This is a genomic window from Embleya sp. NPDC056575, from assembly GCF_042793325.1.
GTDB lineage: Bacteria > Actinomycetota > Actinomycetes > Streptomycetales > Streptomycetaceae > Embleya.
The window spans coordinates 1-15,542 of sequence record NZ_JBHTVA010000038.1 but is presented as its reverse complement, the minus strand read 5'-3'; the positions used below and the strand labels follow the sequence as shown (position 1 = coordinate 15,542).

Here is a 15,542-nt window from a genome sequence, read left to right as displayed (position 1 = left end):
CGTCCGCCGGGTCGGCGACCAGGTGCACGGCCGGGCCGACGGCGGGCTCCGGGTCCGCGGCCGGTGCCTCGGCGATCGCGCGCTCGGCCTCGGTCTGCTTCGCGAGTGCCTTGGCCGCCTTCGCGGCCTCTGCGGCGACCCGCTCGGCCGCGGCCTCCAGTGCCTCGGCGGCCTTACGATCCGCCTTCTTCGCGGCCTTCTTCGCCGCCTTGGCGAGGTCGGCCTGCGCCTCGCGCTCGGCCTTGAGCACCTTGGCCGCCTTCTTCGCGGCCTTCTTGGCGGCCTTGGCCGCCTCGTCGACCCGGTCCGCCTTCGCGGCTCGGGCGGCCTTGTCGGGCTTGGCGGCCTTGTCCTTGTCGAGCTTCGCGGCCTTCGCGGGCTTGGCGGCCTTGTCGCCCTTCGCGGGCTTGTCGCCCTTGGCGGCCTTCGCGGCCTTCTCGCCCTTGGCGGCCTTCTCGCCCTTGGCGGCCTTCTTCGTGGCCGTCGCCCCCTTCACGACCGCCTCGGCGTCCGGGGCCTCGCCCAGGCCCACCGGCGTCGACCCCTTCGCGCCCCGGTCGGCCCTGCCTGCACTCCTGCCGTCGGCCTTCTTCGCCATGCCGCTGCCTCCGCGTCGTCGGGACCCGGGTCCGATGATGCCGCACCGACCCGCCGATCGCCCACGGGCGGCACCCCTGCGGCGGCGGGTCAGCGGGGGGCGGGGACGCGCTCGGCGCCGTCGCGAGCCATAGAGACCAGACGCGAGATCGCGCGCAGGTACTTCTTGCGGTAGCCGCCGCCGAGCAGTTCCTCGGTGAACAGTTCGTCGAACGGCACGCCCGAGGCCACCACGGGCAGTTCGCGGTCGTACATCCGGTCCGCGAGCACCACCAGACGCAGCGCGGTGCCCTGGTCCTCGACCGGGTGCACCCCGCGCCAGAAGACACCGGTGATCCCGTCGAGCATCGCCCCGTAGCGGCTGGGGTGCACCGTGGCCAGGTGCGCGAGCAATGCGGGGAAGTCGTCCAGCGCGGCGCCGTCGGGCGCGGTCTCGGCGGCCGCGGTGACCATGTCCTCGGCCACCGGCGCGGGCGCCGCCGGCAGGCCCCGGTGCCGGTAGTCCTCGCCGTCGATGCGCAACGCCTCGAAACGCGAGGACAACCCCTGTATCTCGCGCATGAAGTCCTGCGCGGCGAACCGCCCCTCGCCGAGTTTGTCCGGCAGCGTGTTCGAGGTCGCGGCGAGCTTGACGCCGGCGTCGGCGAGCTTGCCCAGGAGGGTGGACACCAGGACGGTGTCGCCCGGGTCGTCGAGTTCGAACTCGTCGATGCACAGCAGCCGATGTCCGGACAGCGCCTCGACGGTCCGCCGGAATCCGAGCGCGCCGACCAGGTTGGTCAGCTCGACGAAGGTGCACAACGACTTCGGGCCGGGCGAGGCGTGCCACAGCGAGGCCAGCAGGTGGGTCTTGCCGACGCCGTAGCCGCCGTCGAGGTAGATCCCGCTCGGCCCGGCCGCCTGTTCCCGGCGGAACCAGCGGCGCTTGGCGCCGTCCCCGTTCAGCTCCGCCGCGAACCGCTCCAGCCGGACCACGGCCGCGGCCTGCCCGGGTTGATTCGGGTCGGGGATGTACGTGTCGAAACGCACGTCGCCGAACCGCGGCGGCGGGACCATCTCGGCGACGAGGCGGTCGGCGGGGACGCTGGGGTGGCGCGTGGTCAACGACACGGGAGCTACGGACACGATCATCAAGCCTACGACGCGTGCGAAACTCGGTCGCATGCGCCGTCTCCTTCCCGTGCCCTCCACCCCCGACGAACCCGACGTCGACCTGGTCGAGGCCTATGCCTATCCCCCCGACCGCACCTGGCTGCGCGCGAACATGGTGGCGAGCCTGGACGGCGCCGCTCAGGCCCCCGACGGCCTGTCCGCCGGACTGTCCTCGCCCGCGGACAAGCGCGTGTTCGGCGTGCTGCGCGGCTTGGCCGACGTGGTCGTGGTGGGCGCCGCCACCGTACGCCAGGAGGGCTACCGGCCGCCGCGGCCCAGGCCCGCCTACGCCGCCGCCCGGGCCGCCGCCGGACAGTTGCCCGCGCCGGTGATCGCGATCGTCTCGCGCAGCCTCGCCATCGACTTCACCACGCCGCTGTTCACCGAGGCGGTCACCCCCACCATCGTGATCACCTGCGAGGAGGCCCAGCCCAAGGGCCTGGCGGCGGCGGCCGAGTACGGCGACGTGCTCCTGGCCGGACGCGACCGGGTCGACCTGGGCCCGGCCCTCGACGCGCTGGCCGCCCGCGGGCTGACCCGGCAGCTCACCGAGGGCGGCCCGCACGTACTGGCGCAGATCGCCGCGTGCGGCCGGCTGGACGAGCTGTGCCTGACCACGAGCCCGCTGCTGACGTCGGGACCCGCCCACCGGCTCCTGGCCGGCCCCGCGCTGCCCGAGGCACAGGCGATGCGTCCGATCTCGATCCTCGAGGAGGACGGCGCGCTGTTCTCCCGCTACGTCCGCGCGTAGGGCGGCTTCGGCACCCGGTCGGAGCCGTTGCGGCGACCCCGGCCGGCGCCCGCCGATCGGGGGGAGTGGGAGGGTGAACTCCCGGGCAGACGGGGCGCAGACACCCGGCTCGGCCGACGGATCAAGGGAGAGTTGCGTGTACACGATCGTGCTGCTCGTGGAAAAGGTCCTGAACGAGGCGGACGTCGCGTTCGTGACCGGCCTGCACGAGGGCGTCGAGACGTCGTTCGTGGTGGTCCTGCCCGGCAAGGCCGACCATCGCAAGCTGCTCCAGGCGCTGGACGACGTGGCCCTGGTGCGCCTGGACGAGGCGGCCGAGGACATCGAGCAGCGGCCCGGCCCCGACGACGGCGCGGAGGCGGCCCGACGCACCCTGGAGGCGAGCGTGGCGGCACTGCGCGCGAGCGGCGCCGACGCCGTCGGGGAGACCACCCCCGGCCGGGACCCGCTGGACACCCTCAAGCAGATCGTCGACCGGCACCACGCCGACGAGGTGATCGTCCTCACCGACCCGCACTTCATCGAAGAGATGTTCCACCGCGACTGGGCCTCGCGGGCCCGACAGAACGTGGGCGTGCCGGTGCTCAAGCTCTTCGCACACGACATGAGCTGACACAATCGCGGGGAGCCCGCGCCGAACGCGGGTCCACCCCACTCGAAGGAGCCCGCTTCATGGCACCCCCCGCCGAGCCCGTCGACCTCGGCAGCCCGTTCTTCGTCGGCATCGGTGGCGCCGGCATGTCGGGGCTCGCCAAGATCCTCGCGATCCGCGGCGCGAGGGTCTCCGGCAGCGACGCCAAGGACTCCACCCAGGTGCTGGCGCTGCGCCGGCTCGGCTGCACGGTGCACGTGGGCCACGATCGGGCGAATGTCGCCGAGGACGTCACGTGTGTGGTCGTGTCCTCGGCGATCCGGGAGGACAACCCCGAACTGGTCGTCGCACGCGAGCGGGGCATCGCGATCGTGCACCGCGCGGACGCGCTGGCCCGGCTGATGGACGGCCGGCGCTCGGTGGCCGTCGCGGGCACGCACGGCAAGACCACCACGACGAGCATGCTCGCGGTCGGCCTGACCTCGCTCGGCCTGGACCCCTCCTTCGCGATCGGCGCCGACCTCAACGAGGCGGGCAGCAACGCCCACCACGGCCTGGGCGAGATCTTCGTGGCCGAGGCGGACGAAAGCGACCGCAGCTTCCACAAGTACGCGCCCGAGGTGGCCGTGGTGCTGAACGTGGAGCTGGACCACCACGCCAACTACGGCTCGCTGGACGACGTGCTCGACGCGTTCGAGATCTTCGCCGGCCGGATCGTGCCCGGCGGCACGCTGGTGCTCTCCGCCGACGACGCGGGCGCCGGCGCCCTGCGCGAGCGACTGGCGGTCTCCGCGCCGACGCTGAACGTGGTCACCGTCGGCGAGCACGAGGCCGCGGATCTGCGCCTGGCGCAGATCGAGGCGTCGGGCCTGAGCAGCCGGGTCACCGTGCACGGCAAGGCCGTGGGCGGCGAGTTGGTGCTGGCCGTCGCGGTGCCGGGGCGGCACAACGCGTCCAACGCGGTGATGGCGCTCGCGGTGGGCCTGGCGCTCGGCGTCGAGCCGCGGCGCATGGCCGACGGGCTGGCCAACTACCAGGGCGTGCGCCGGCGGTTCCAGCTCAAGGGCGAGGAGGGCGGCATCCGGGTCGTCGACTCGTACGCGCACCACCCCACCGAGATCGCCGCCGACCTGGCCACCGCCCGCGGCGCGGTGGGCGCGGGTCGGGTGATCGCGGTGTACCAGCCGCACCTGTTCAGCCGCACCCAGCAGCTCGGCGTGGAGATGGGCCGCGCGCTCGCCGCCGCCGACATCGCCGTGGTGATGGACATCTACGCCGCCCGGGAGGACCCGCAGCCCGGCGTGACCAGCAACATCGTCGCGCACGCCGCGCTGGACAACGGCGGCCTGGTGCGCACCGAGCACAGCTGGTCCGACGTGGCCGGCTCGGTGGCCGCGCTGGCCCGCCCCGGCGACCTGGTCCTGACCATGGGCGCGGGCGATGTGACCCTGCTCGGCCCGGAGATCCTGGACACGATCCGCGCCCGCGGCACCGCCGCCGCTCGCTGAGCCGCACGCCCACCGGCGCCGTGCCGTGCCTCGGGGAACGTCGCGGCGCCGTTGCGTGTTGGATGTGCACATGGCCTACGAAATCGAGAAGACCGACGACCAGTGGCGGGCCGAGCTGACCCCGGACGAGTTCCGGGTGCTGCGTCGGGCGGGCACCGAGCGTGCGTGGACGGGCGAGTACACCGAGACCAAGACGACCGGCGTCTACCACTGTCGGGCGTGCAAGGCGGAGCTGTTCCGCTCCGACACCAAGTTCGACAGCCACTGCGGCTGGCCGTCGTTCTACGCGCCGCTGGCCGAGGACCGGGTCGAATACATCGAGGACGACACGATGGGCATGACCCGGGTCGAGGTGCGCTGCGGGACCTGCGGCTCGCACCTGGGGCACGTGTTCGAGGGTGAGGGCTACGGGACGCCCACCGACCAGCGCTACTGCATCAACTCCATCTCGCTGACCCTGGAGCCGGACCCGCAGGGCTGAGCCGAGGCGCGGGTCGGCCCCGCGGCCGGCCCGGGCGCCGCCGCCGCCCGTTCAAACATCGGTACGGGCGGTGCGGCAAAACTCACATCGAGCCCGCGTGCGGCGGGTGCGTCCGCTATGTCTGGGGACCATGAATCCCTGGCTGCCACCCCTCGCGTACTCGGTCTGGACGGCGCTCGTACTCGGCGTCGCCATCGGGTCCGCCCGGCGCGGCGGCCGGCGGGCGAACCGGGCGCGCCTGGCCGAACTGGACGCGGTCGAATACGCGTTCGTCGTCGGCGGCGCGGCCCGCGCGGCCGACGTGTCGATCCTGGCCCTGCTCGGCGAGGACGCGCTGCACCTGAACCGCGACGGACAGGTGATCGCGGCCCGGGCACCGGCGGCGAACGCGGCGGGCGACGCGCCGCTGCGGATCCTGGATCGGGAGTACGGCGGCCTGCCGCTGCGCGACCTGCGCACCCGGGTGGCCGCGGCGCCGCGGATCCAGGGCATCGGCGCCGACCTGTTCGCGGCCGGTCTGATCGCCCGCCCGGACGCGGGCCCGCGTCGACTGCCCCGCTGGGCGCTGTTCGCCACCCTCCCCCTGGGCCTGGCCACCGCGGTCGCGGGCTTCGTCCGCGCCGACGACGCGACCTCGGGCGCGCTGCCGTGGGTGGGCCTGCTGCTCGCGGTGATCGGCAGCCAGGCGTGTGTCGGGGGCCTGCTGCTCCTGGGCGTGTTCGGCGAGCGGGTGGTGCCCACCGCGCCGACCACGCGCCGGCTGATCCGGCTGCGCCGCGACGAGGCGGCCGTGGCCGCGCTCGGCGCCGACGACCTGGGCGCGGTCGCCCTGTGGGGCCTGGATCGCTTCCCCGACCCGGTGGTCAAGGAGATCTTCCGCCGCAACGCGCCCACCCCCGCCGACCGCCCTCCGGAGTCCGTCTGGTGCGGCAACACCTCCTGCGCCTCCCCCCAGGGCGCCCGGGCCGGCTCCTGCGGCGGCACCGCCGACGGCTGCGGCAACTGACCCGACCGCGCCCGTCGAGCGGCCCGCAACCCGTCGGTGCCGTGGGCCACTTGCCACGCGGGGCGCCCGGGGCGGGCGAACCGAGGGAACTCCGCCTGTTTCGGTCCGGGACGGACCCGCCATGCTGGACGTATGGGGACAGCGGTGGGAATCGGATGGCGGCCGGAGATCGATCTGACCGTCGAGCGCCTGGCCGGCGTCGACTTCGTCGAGGTCGTCGCGGAGAACGTGTGCGTCGGACACCTGCCCGAGTCGTTGCGCGTGTTGTGCGAGCGCGGCGTCGAGGTGATCCCGCACGGCGTCGGTCTCGGCCTGGCGGGCGCAGACCGCCCCGACCCCGCACGCCTGGCCCGGCTGGCCGAGGTGGCGGGCGCCCTCGGCTCACCCGTGGTCAGCGAACACCTGGCGTTCGTCCGGGCCGGCGGCATGGAGGCCGGTCACCTGCTGCCGACGCCGATGACGTGGGACGCGCTCGACGTGGTCACGGAAAACGTCCGCATCGCCCAGGACGCGCTGCCGGTCCCGCTCGCCCTGGAGAACCCGGCGACGCTGCTGACCTGGCCCGACAACGAGATGAGCGAGGCCCGCTTCCTGACCGAACTGGTCGAACGCACGGGCGTGCGGCTGCTGATCGACGTGGCCAACCTGCACACCCAGCGGATCAACCACGGCGTCGACCCGGCCGCCGCGCTGGCCGAACTCCCGCTGGAGGCGGTGGAGTACGTACACGTCGCCGGCGGCGTCGAACGCGACGGCCTGTGGCACGACACCCACGCGCACCCGGTGACCGAGCCGATCCTGGAGGTGCTGGCCACGCTGTGCGCGCTGCGCCCGCCGCCGCGCGTACTGCTCGAACGCGACGGCGACTTCCCGACGGCGGGCGAGATCGCCGCCGAATTGGCCGCGATCCGGGGCGTGGTGGACCGGACGGCGGTGCGCCGGTGAGCGCGCGCGAGCGGCTGGCCGCACAGCAGACCGCGCTGCTCGCGGCACTGGTCGCCGGCGGGCCGACACCGCCGGGCTTCGACCCGGACCGGGTGCGCGTACAGGCCCGCGCGCTGGCCGCCAAACGGCGCGACTCGGCGCTGCGCGCGCTGCCGGAGCTGGCAACGACGCTGGGCCCGCGCTGGCCGGGCGAGTTCATGGCCTGGGCCCTGGTCCACCCGAAGCCCGCCGAGGGAGGCACCCGCGCCGACGTACACGCCTTCGCGGCCCATCTGTGGGAGCGGGACGCGCTGCCGAAGGCGCTGGCCGAGGTGTTCGTCGAACGAAAGCCGTCCCGCTGGGCCCGGCTGCGCACCCGATTCGCATCCCGCGCGCCGGCCGGCCACGGGTAGGCACATCACACACGGGGGGTCGACACCATGTTCTGGTTGCTGCTCGGGGCGGTGGTGGTCCTCGCCGCCGCCCTGCCGATCGTGATCGTCGTCCTGGCCCACCGCGCGGCCCGACGCCGGCTCCGCCACACCTTCGGCCGACCGGCGGGACCGCCCTTCGGGCGGGCACCGGGCACCGGCAGGCCGTACGGCGGCGGGCCCGGTCCGTACCCCGGCCCGTGGCCACTCGGCCCGCGGGGATACCAGGGGCACGACGCGCACGACCACCATCACCATCACCACTGGCACGGCCACCACACCTCGTGCGGCATCGGCTGGTCCTGCGGCCAAGGAGGAGGCGGCGATTCCTCGGGTTCGAGCGGGACGTCCTGTTCGAGCGGATCGTCCTGCGGATCGTCGTGTTCGAGTGGATCGTCGTGTTCGAGCGGGTCGTCCTGCTCCAGCGGGTCGTCCTGTTCGAGTTCGACCTAGATTCGACCCATCGGCGCGCCCCCGGTCGGTCGGAGCGATCGATCGCGGTCCGACCGACCGGGGCGAAGGCTCAGGCCAGACCGGCGAGCAGTTCGGCGACCGGGTGCCGGCGACCGGTGTAGAACGGCACCTCCTCGCGCACGTGTCGGCGCGTCTCCGAGCCGCGCAGGTGCCGCATCAGGTCGACGATGCGGTGCAGCTCGTCCGCCTCGAAGGCGAGGATCCACTCGTAGTCGCCCAGCGCGAACGACGGCACCGTGTTGGCCCGCACGTCCGGGTAGCCGCGCGCCATCCGCCCGTGCTCGGCGAGCAGCCGGCGGCGCTCGTCGTCCTCCAGCAGATACCACTCGTACGAGCGCACGAACGGGTACACCGCGACGTAGTCGCGCGGGGTCTCCTCGGCCAGGAAGGCCGGGATGTGGCTCTTGTTGAACTCGGCCGGACGGTGCAGCGCCATGTTCGACCACACCGGCTCCAGGAGCCGGCCCAGGCCGGTGCGCCGGAAGCGGTTGTACGCCTCCTGGAGCGCGTCCGAGTCCTCCGCGTGCCACCAGATCATCAGGTCCGCGTCGGCGCGCAGGCCGGAGACGTCATAGGTGCCGCGCACCACGACGTCCTTGTCGAGCAGCTGTTCGAACAACTGCTCGACCTCGCCCGCCAGCCCGGTCCGCGCACCCGGCAGCGGCTCACGGAGTCGGAAGACCGACCACATCGTGTACCTGATCACCTGGTTGAGGTCGCGGGCCTTGCGCCGGGCCGGCGCGGGTTCGCCTGCGGACTCCGGGCCGTCGGCGTTGAGGGCGGCGTCGACCACCGCTGCGGCGGCGTCGACCGGTTCCGGGCTGTTCTCCGCGGTGCTTTGCATCATGGTCCGATTCTGCCTGGCTCGTCCCCGCGCTCAGTGCACGGGGCGCGCGTACGGCTTGGGGAGCTGCGCCAGCACCTCGGTCGCGGCCTTGGTCGCGCTCGCCACACACGCCGGGATGCCGACGCCCTCGTACACCGCGCCGCACACCGCCAGGCGCGGCAACCGCTCGACCGCGTCGCGCACGCAGGCGATGCGACCGAGGTGGCCGACCGCGTACTGGGGCAGCCCGCCGCCCCAGCGGGTGACCCGGGTGTCGATCGGCTCGGCGGTCAGTCCGACCGCCTCGCGCAGGTCGTCGAGCGAGTCGGCGATCAGTTCGGCGTCCTCGCGCTGGAGCACCGCCTCCTCGCCGGCCCGGCCGAGCGAGGTGCGCAGCACGAACAGGTCCGGATCCGATTCGGCGAGCCAGCCCCACTTGTTCGACGCGAACGTGCTCGCCTTGATCCGCCGGCCGTCCACCGGCGGCACCAGGAACCCGGTTCCGGCGGGCGTCGACGCCAGGTCGGCGCGCCGGAACGCGAGGGTCACCAGCGCCATGCCCGCGTATTCGATCGAGGACAGCTCGACCGCCGCGACCGTCGAGTGCGGGCGCAGGAGGCGGGCCGCGGGCGCGGCCGGTACCGCGAGCACCACCGCGTCCGCCTCGATCGGGACGGGGGCGTTGGTCGGCCCGGTGATCAGCCGCCAGCCGGTCGGCGTGCGCTCCAACTCGCGCACCGTGGTCCGGGTCCGGATGCTGCCGCGCCCACCGGCCACCACGGCGCCGGCGACCGCGAGTGGCAGCCGCCCGACACCGCCGCGCACCCCCATGAACACCGGCCCCGCGGGCCGCTCGGCGGCGCCGTCGAGCAGGTGGCGCACCCCCGCCACCAGCGAGCCGCCGGAGCGGGCGATCGGCAACAGCTGCGGGACGGCGGCGGCGAGCGAGATGTCGTAGGCGTTGCCCGCGTACACCCCGCCCAGGAGCGGCTCGACGAGCCGGTCCACCACCTCGTGGCCGAGCCGTTCGGCGACGTAGCGGCCGACCGAGACGTCGTCCTCGTAGCGGTGCGGCGCCAGCGCGTGGTCCAGCGGGATCCGGGCCAGGCCCGCGGGCGACAACACTCCGCTCGCCGCCAGCGGCTCCAGGTCGCCCGGCACACCCATCACGTGGCCGCGCGGCATCGGTCGCAACGCACCACGCGTCCACAACGACGCGCCCGCGGTGGCCGGCGGCTGAAGATCGTCGCCCAACCCGACCTCACGAGCCAGGTCGATCGCCTCGAAACGCCGGGCCAGCATCGACTCCGCACCCTCGTCGACCGCGACCCCGGCAATGCTCCCGGCACGCAACTTCCCCCCGACCCGGGAAGCCCCCTCGAGCACGGTGACGGTGAGCCCGGGATCCCCGTCCCGCAGCAAAACCCAAGCAGCCGTCAACCCGGCAATCCCACCGCCGACAACAACCACATGCCGCCCGCCGCCCACCGCCGAACCACCCACGTCGCACCCTCTCCCGAAAGCCGCCCCAACCGAACCCCCGAAGCCAAACCCCCTCAAAGCCCATCCGCAACCCGACGCCCCCCAACCCGGCAGGACCGGGCCAACCCCACCCACCCCAACTCACCACAACCGAGACACCCAACCCAGCCGACCGACCGGCCAAGTCAGCCCACCAAAATCAGCCCGGTCGGCATTCGAAACCACCTCACCCCGACCAAACCCCAACGCCGCCCAACCACCACATCAGCCCGGCCGGCACCCAAGGCCACCCAACCCCGCCCGGCCCAACCACAAACCAATCGCCCCCGAACGGCCCTCAAAGCCAAACCACCCACCCCACCGCAACCACATCAGCCCGGCCGGCGCCAGAACCCACCCCAACCCGGGCGCAACCACCACATCAGCCCGGCCGGCGCTTGAGGCCACCCCAACCCGACCCCAAACCAATCGCGCCCGAACGGCCCTCAAAGCCAAACCACCCACCTCACCACAACCACATCAACCCGGCCGGCGCCAGAACCCACCCCAACCCGGGCGCAACCACCACATCAGCCCGGCCGGCGCTTGAGGCCACCCCAACCCGACCCCAACCCCAGCCCAACCACAAACCGATCCCGCCCGAACGGCCCTCAAAGCCAAACCACCCACCCCACCGCAACCAAACCAGCCCGGCCGGCGCTTGAGGCCACCCCAAACCGACCAGACCCCAACGCCGGCCCGACCACCACATCAGCCCGGCCGGCGCTTGAGGCCAAAGCCACCGGCCCCCAACCCGGCCAAACCGCGAACCCACGCACAGCGCAGGCACGCAGCCACGCCCCCGCGAGCCCGGCCGGCGCTTGAGGCCAAAAAGCCGACCTACCGAGCGCCGGCCGAATGCACATGCGCCACCAGGCGCGTGAGCACCTCGGGGTCCGTATTCGGCAACACCCCGTGCCCCAAATTGAAAATGTGCCCCTCCACACCACGCCCCGCCGCCAGCACCTCATCGGCCTTGGCCCGAACCGCCTCCCACGGCGCGAACACCACCGCCGAGTCCAGGTTCCCCTGCAACGCCCGCCCCGGCCCCACCCGCCGCGCCGCCTCGTCCAGCGGGATGCGCCAGTCGACGCCCACCACGTCCGCCCCGGCCTCGCCGAACATGCGCAGCAACTCGCCGGTGCCCACCCCGAAGTGGATCCGCGGCACGCCGTAGTGCTCGACCGACGCCAACACCTTCGTGCTCGCCGGCAGCACCGACGCCCGGTAGTCCGCCGCGGACAGCGCCCCGGCCCACGAGTCGAACAGCTGGATCGCCGACGCGCCCGCCTCGATCTGTACCTTCAAAAACGCCGAGGTGATCTCCGCGAGCCGGTCCACCAGGTCGGCCCACAGCTGCGGGTCGCCGTACATCAGCGCCTTGGTGCGCTCGTGGTTCTTCGACGGACCGCCCTCGACCAGGTAACTCGCGAGGGTGAACGGCGCACCGGCGAAGCCGATCAGCGGCGTGGCGCCCAGCTCGCCGACGAGTTGGCCGACCGCCTCGGTGATGTACGGCACGTCGTCGGGCGTGAGGTCGCGCAACTGCGCGAGGTCGGCGCGCGAGCGGATCGGGTTCGCCACCACCGGACCGACACCGGGCTTGATGTCGAGGTCGACCCCGATCGCCTTGAGCGGGACCACGATGTCGCTGAAGAAGATCGCCGCGTCCACCCCGTGCCGCCGCACCGGCTGCAGCGTGATCTCGGTGACCAGGTCCGGCCGCATGCACGAGTCGAGCATCGCGATGCCCTCGCGCAGCTTGCGGTACTCGGGCAACGAACGGCCCGCCTGGCGCATGAACCACACCGGGGTGTGCGGGACGGGTTCGCGCCGGCAGGCGCGCAGGAAGGCCGAGTCGCGGACGGTGGCGTGCGGAAGGCTCGTTTCGGTCACATCCGCCATGGTCCCAGACGCACGCGGGCGGCCCAGACGGTGCACTCCGCCCGGCGCGTCGCCCGGGCCCGACCCCCCCGACGCGGCCTAGGCTGCCAGGCATGGCAGGAGTCGGCGAGACCGAGGAGCCCGAGGAGTTCCGGCAGGCACTGGCCGGATGGCGGGCCGCGGTCCTGCGTCCGGAGATCGTGCTGGAGGAGATGGCCCGGCCGCGTGGCCTGGCGCCGTACTCCGCCGCGTTCGCCGCCGAGGTGGCGCTCGGCGAGGACGAGGACGAACTCGCCGGCGGCCGGATCGTGCTGCTGCACGACCCGGCGGGCCACGAGGCGTGGGAGGGCACGTTCCGCGTGGTCACCATGACCCGCGCCGAACTCGAACCCGAACTGGCGATGGACCCGCTGCTGCCCGAGGTCGGCTGGACCTGGCTGACCGAGTCGCTGTACGCGGTCGGCGCGACCTATCGCGCCCCCAGCGGCACGGTCAGCCGCAGCACCTCGCAGGGCTTCGGCGGACTCTCCGGACAGATCGCCCGCACCGAGATCGAGGTCAGGGCGTCGTGGACACCGGCCGACGACGAGTTGCTGCCGCATCTGCTGGCGTGGACCGAACTGCTCTGCACCTGCGCCGGTTTGCCGCCGGTGTCAGCCGGGGAGGGCGTGGTCGCCATACCGCGCCGGCCCTCGCGACCCGGCTCCTGACACGCCGGATCACCGTCGCGAGACCTCCCGGTCACACACCCGGGTCAACGTCGCATAACGGATTTGGATCTTCCTCTAAAGCCCGGCGCCATATGTGCCGAAGGACAGGGTGACCACCCCGAAGGAGTAGCTGGTCGGGCCGCTTCTTCGGGAATCGCGATCACTGCGCAGGAGGCCCGGTGTCGGTACTTCTCGATCACCCTGCAAACCTGCTTGCCTATCGTCCTTCCAAGCCCACGGCGATGGTCGTCGTCGCGGACCCCCGGGTTCGCGACGCCGTCATCCGCCACCTGTGGGCCCTCGGTGTACGCGACGTCGTCGGGGCGTCGACCATCGCCGAGGCTCGCTCCCGTGCCGGCACGCCGCGCGACCTGTGTGTCGCCGACGTGCACCTTCCGGACGGCTCCGGACTCACGCTTCTCACCGAGATGCGCGCGTCCGGGTGGCCGAACGGCCTGGCACTGTCCGCAGCCGACGACATCGGTGCCGTTCGCTCCGCGCTTGCCGCGGGTGTTCGGGGCTACGTCGTGACCGGCGCGCGAGCGGGACTGAACCCTGGACACGCACGGCAAGCCGGAATGCACCACGGGATGCCCCAGGCAAACCGCATGCGTCCGTCGGAACAGCGCGGGACGGAGCCCGGCTCCGGCGTCCGGGAGCTTTCGGCGCGCGAGATCGAGGTCCTGCGCCTCGTCGCGGAGGGCCGGTCCAACAAGGCGATCGGTCAGGCGATGGGCCTGTCGGCGCTGACGGTCAAAAGCCATCTCGCCCGCATCGCCCGCAAGATGGGCACGGGCGACCGGGCCGGCATGGTGGCTCTCGCGTTGCGGGCGGGCATCATCAGCTGACCCCGGTCGGCACCGACCGGTCCAGGGCCGGCGGAGCGTCAGGACACCTCATCAGGTGACACATCATCAGGTACAGCCGAATCCCGGCGGGTGAACCCACCCGCCGGGATTCGGCTTTTCCGAGAGTCGGCTTTCCGGTTCCGCGCGCGATTTCGTGCGGTTCCGCCCGCCCTACACCCCCCGTGGCACGCCCACCTTGGCGGGGACCTGCCCGGTCGGCCGGGCGGGCGGGTTATTTTGGTGGGGTGACCGACGCCTCCTTCGAAACCTCATCCGAACTTCCGGCGCCGGTCCCCCCGGCGCCGGTCCCGCTCCTGGCACCTCGCGAGGGCGTTCCGCCGGTCGTGGCGGACCCGGAGGCGCTCGCCGAGACCGTCGCCGCCTTCGCCGCCGGAGCGGGACCGGTCGCCGTCGACGCCGAACGGGCGTCGGGCTATCGCTACGGGCAACGCGCGTATCTGATCCAGCTGCGCCGGGCCGGCGCGGGCAGCGCCCTGGTCGACCCGGCGGCCTGCCCCGACCTGTCCGCGCTCGGCGCCGCGATCGTCGACGCCGAATGGGTGCTGCACGCCGCCTCCCAGGACCTGCCCTGCCTGGCCGAGGTCGGCATGGTCCCCCGGCGCATCTTCGACACCGAGTTGGCGGGCCGGCTGGCCGCCTTCCCCCGGGTGGGCCTGGGCGCGATGGTGGAGGCCGTACTGGGCTTCTCGCTGGAGAAGGGGCACTCGGCGGTGGACTGGTCCACCCGTCCGCTGCCCGAGCCCTGGCTGCGCTACGCGGCGTTGGACGTCGAGGTGCTGATCGAGCTGCGCGACGAGCTCGAGGCGACGCTGACCGAGCAGGGCAAGCTCGACTGGGCGCTGCAGGAGTTCGCCGCGATCGCCGCCGCGCCGCCGCCCGTCCCCCGGGTCGACCCGTGGCGCCGCACGTCGGGCCTGCACCGGGTGCGCCGCCGCCGGCAGTTGGCCATCGTGCGGTCGTTGTGGCAGGCCCGGGACACCATCGCCCGCCAAAAGGACGTCTCGCCGGGGCGGGTCATCCCGGACACCGCGATCGTCGAGGCGGCGCTGGCCGGGCCCGCGTCGGTGGCCGCCCTGCTCGCGCTGCCCGGCTTCACCGGCCGGGACAGCCGACGCCAGGCCGGGGTGTGGCTGGCCGCGATCGAGCAGGCCAGGGCGCTGCCCGAGGTCGAGCTGCCGATGTCCACGCTGCCGCACGAGGGCCCGCCGCCGGCCCGCGCGTGGACCGACAAGGACCCGGCCGCCGCGGAGCGCCTGACCGCCGCCAAGACCGCGGTGGCGGCCATCGCGGACGAGCACACGCTGCCCACCGAGAACCTGCTCGCGCCGGACTACGTACGCCGGTTGGCCTGGGCGCCGCCGTCGGCCCCCACCACGGACGCGGTCGGGGATGTACTGCGCGGGTTCGGCGCCCGGCCCTGGCAGATCGCGCTCACGGCGCCGGCCCTGTCCGGCGCGTTCCTGCGCCTGGCCGCACACGCCGCCAACGGCACCGCCGGGACCTGAGTCACACGCCGGGGCCAAGGCCTCGCAACGACCGTCGCGAGCCGGGCGCACGGGTCCCGGCGCGGCGCGTTTTCGGGTGCGCGCGCAGGCCCGGCGAGCCGGCCGTACCGCCTTACCCGACCTTTGCTTTGTCCGCATTGACGCCGGATCCCTCTGAATGGTTTGGTTAGGCTCGCCTAATTTTCCCACCATGTGTCCGAGCCTGCGGGGTGGCCTGTGTTCGCCAACTACCTGATAGGTCTGCGCGAAGGGCTGGAAGCAGCTCTCGTGGTCAGCATCCTGATCGCCTATCTCGTCAAGAGCGACCGCCG

General features: G+C 73.2%; 13 protein-coding genes and 1 pseudogene. 10 read left to right on the top strand and 4 right to left on the bottom strand.

Translation table 11 applies throughout. The features are described from left to right. Positions 1-687: 687 nt before the first annotated feature. Entirely contained in the window at positions 688-1,728 is a 1,041-nt protein-coding gene (gene zapE / locus ACFRCG_RS27830) for a cell division protein ZapE (protein ID WP_380036495.1), read from the bottom strand. Between the two features lie 31 nt (positions 1,729-1,759). On the opposite strand from zapE, the gene ACFRCG_RS27825 reads away from it, so the two are divergent. The 6 genes and pseudogenes from ACFRCG_RS27825 (at position 1,760) to ACFRCG_RS27800 (ending at position 7,424) form a co-directional block, all read left to right on the top strand. Continuing rightward, complete coding sequence (locus tag ACFRCG_RS27825) at positions 1,760-2,500, top strand: pyrimidine reductase family protein (protein WP_380036358.1); 741 nt, start codon at positions 1,760-1,762, stop codon at positions 2,498-2,500. A gap of 136 nt (positions 2,501-2,636) precedes the next feature. Continuing rightward, the gene (locus ACFRCG_RS27820) at positions 2,637-3,113 is read left to right on the top strand and encodes an indole-3-glycerol phosphate synthase (protein ID WP_380036356.1); all 477 of its coding nucleotides are present in this window, start codon (positions 2,637-2,639) and stop codon (positions 3,111-3,113) included. Between the two features lie 59 nt (positions 3,114-3,172). Beyond that, positions 3,173-4,600: a UDP-N-acetylmuramate--L-alanine ligase gene (gene murC / locus ACFRCG_RS27815; protein ID WP_380036354.1), complete on the top strand. Its 1,428-nt coding sequence runs from the start codon at positions 3,173-3,175 to the stop codon at positions 4,598-4,600. A gap of 70 nt (positions 4,601-4,670) precedes the next feature. Continuing rightward, positions 4,671-5,081: a peptide-methionine (R)-S-oxide reductase MsrB gene (gene msrB, locus ACFRCG_RS27810; RefSeq protein ID WP_380036352.1), complete on the top strand. Its 411-nt coding sequence runs from the start codon at positions 4,671-4,673 to the stop codon at positions 5,079-5,081. Positions 5,082-5,211: 130 nt separating this feature from the next. Then, a complete protein-coding gene (locus ACFRCG_RS27805) occupies positions 5,212-6,087 on the top strand; it encodes a TIGR04222 domain-containing membrane protein (protein WP_380036350.1) in 876 nt (291 codons plus the stop codon). A gap of 132 nt (positions 6,088-6,219) precedes the next feature. Further along, positions 6,220-7,424: pseudogene (locus ACFRCG_RS27800) on the top strand (DUF692 domain-containing protein). Positions 7,425-7,965: 541 nt separating this feature from the next. Here ACFRCG_RS27800 and hemQ read toward each other — a convergent pair. The 3 genes from hemQ to hemE all read right to left on the bottom strand — a co-directional run bounded on the left by hemQ (position 7,966) and on the right by hemE (position 12,168). Next, on the bottom strand, positions 7,966-8,763 hold the full coding sequence (gene hemQ, locus ACFRCG_RS27795) for a hydrogen peroxide-dependent heme synthase (protein ID WP_380036348.1): 798 nt from the start codon (positions 8,761-8,763) through the stop codon (positions 7,966-7,968). Between the two features lie 30 nt (positions 8,764-8,793). Then, the gene (gene hemG, locus ACFRCG_RS27790) at positions 8,794-10,245 is read right to left on the bottom strand and encodes a protoporphyrinogen oxidase (RefSeq protein ID WP_380036346.1); all 1,452 of its coding nucleotides are present in this window, start codon (positions 10,243-10,245) and stop codon (positions 8,794-8,796) included. Positions 10,246-11,103: 858 nt separating this feature from the next. Beyond that, positions 11,104-12,168 carry a uroporphyrinogen decarboxylase gene (gene hemE / locus ACFRCG_RS27785; protein WP_380036344.1) on the bottom strand — a complete coding sequence of 355 codons (1,065 nt, stop codon included), beginning with the start codon at positions 12,166-12,168 and terminating at the stop codon, positions 11,104-11,106. A 92-nt stretch (positions 12,169-12,260) separates the two neighbouring features. On the opposite strand from hemE, the gene ACFRCG_RS27780 reads away from it, so the two are divergent. From ACFRCG_RS27780 to ACFRCG_RS27765, 4 genes are all read left to right on the top strand, one after another. Beyond that, entirely contained in the window at positions 12,261-12,857 is a 597-nt protein-coding gene (locus ACFRCG_RS27780; RefSeq protein WP_380036342.1) for a DUF3000 domain-containing protein, read from the top strand. A 179-nt stretch (positions 12,858-13,036) separates the two neighbouring features. Then, positions 13,037-13,705, top strand: coding sequence for a response regulator transcription factor (locus tag ACFRCG_RS27775; RefSeq protein ID WP_078974877.1), 669 nt, complete (start codon positions 13,037-13,039; stop codon positions 13,703-13,705). 245 nt (positions 13,706-13,950) lie between these two features. Then, positions 13,951-15,231: an HRDC domain-containing protein gene (locus ACFRCG_RS27770; RefSeq protein WP_380036340.1), complete on the top strand. Its 1,281-nt coding sequence runs from the start codon at positions 13,951-13,953 to the stop codon at positions 15,229-15,231. A gap of 216 nt (positions 15,232-15,447) precedes the next feature. Continuing rightward, a partial coding sequence (locus tag ACFRCG_RS27765; protein WP_380036493.1) for an FTR1 family protein occupies positions 15,448-15,542 on the top strand: 95 nt, incomplete at its 3' end.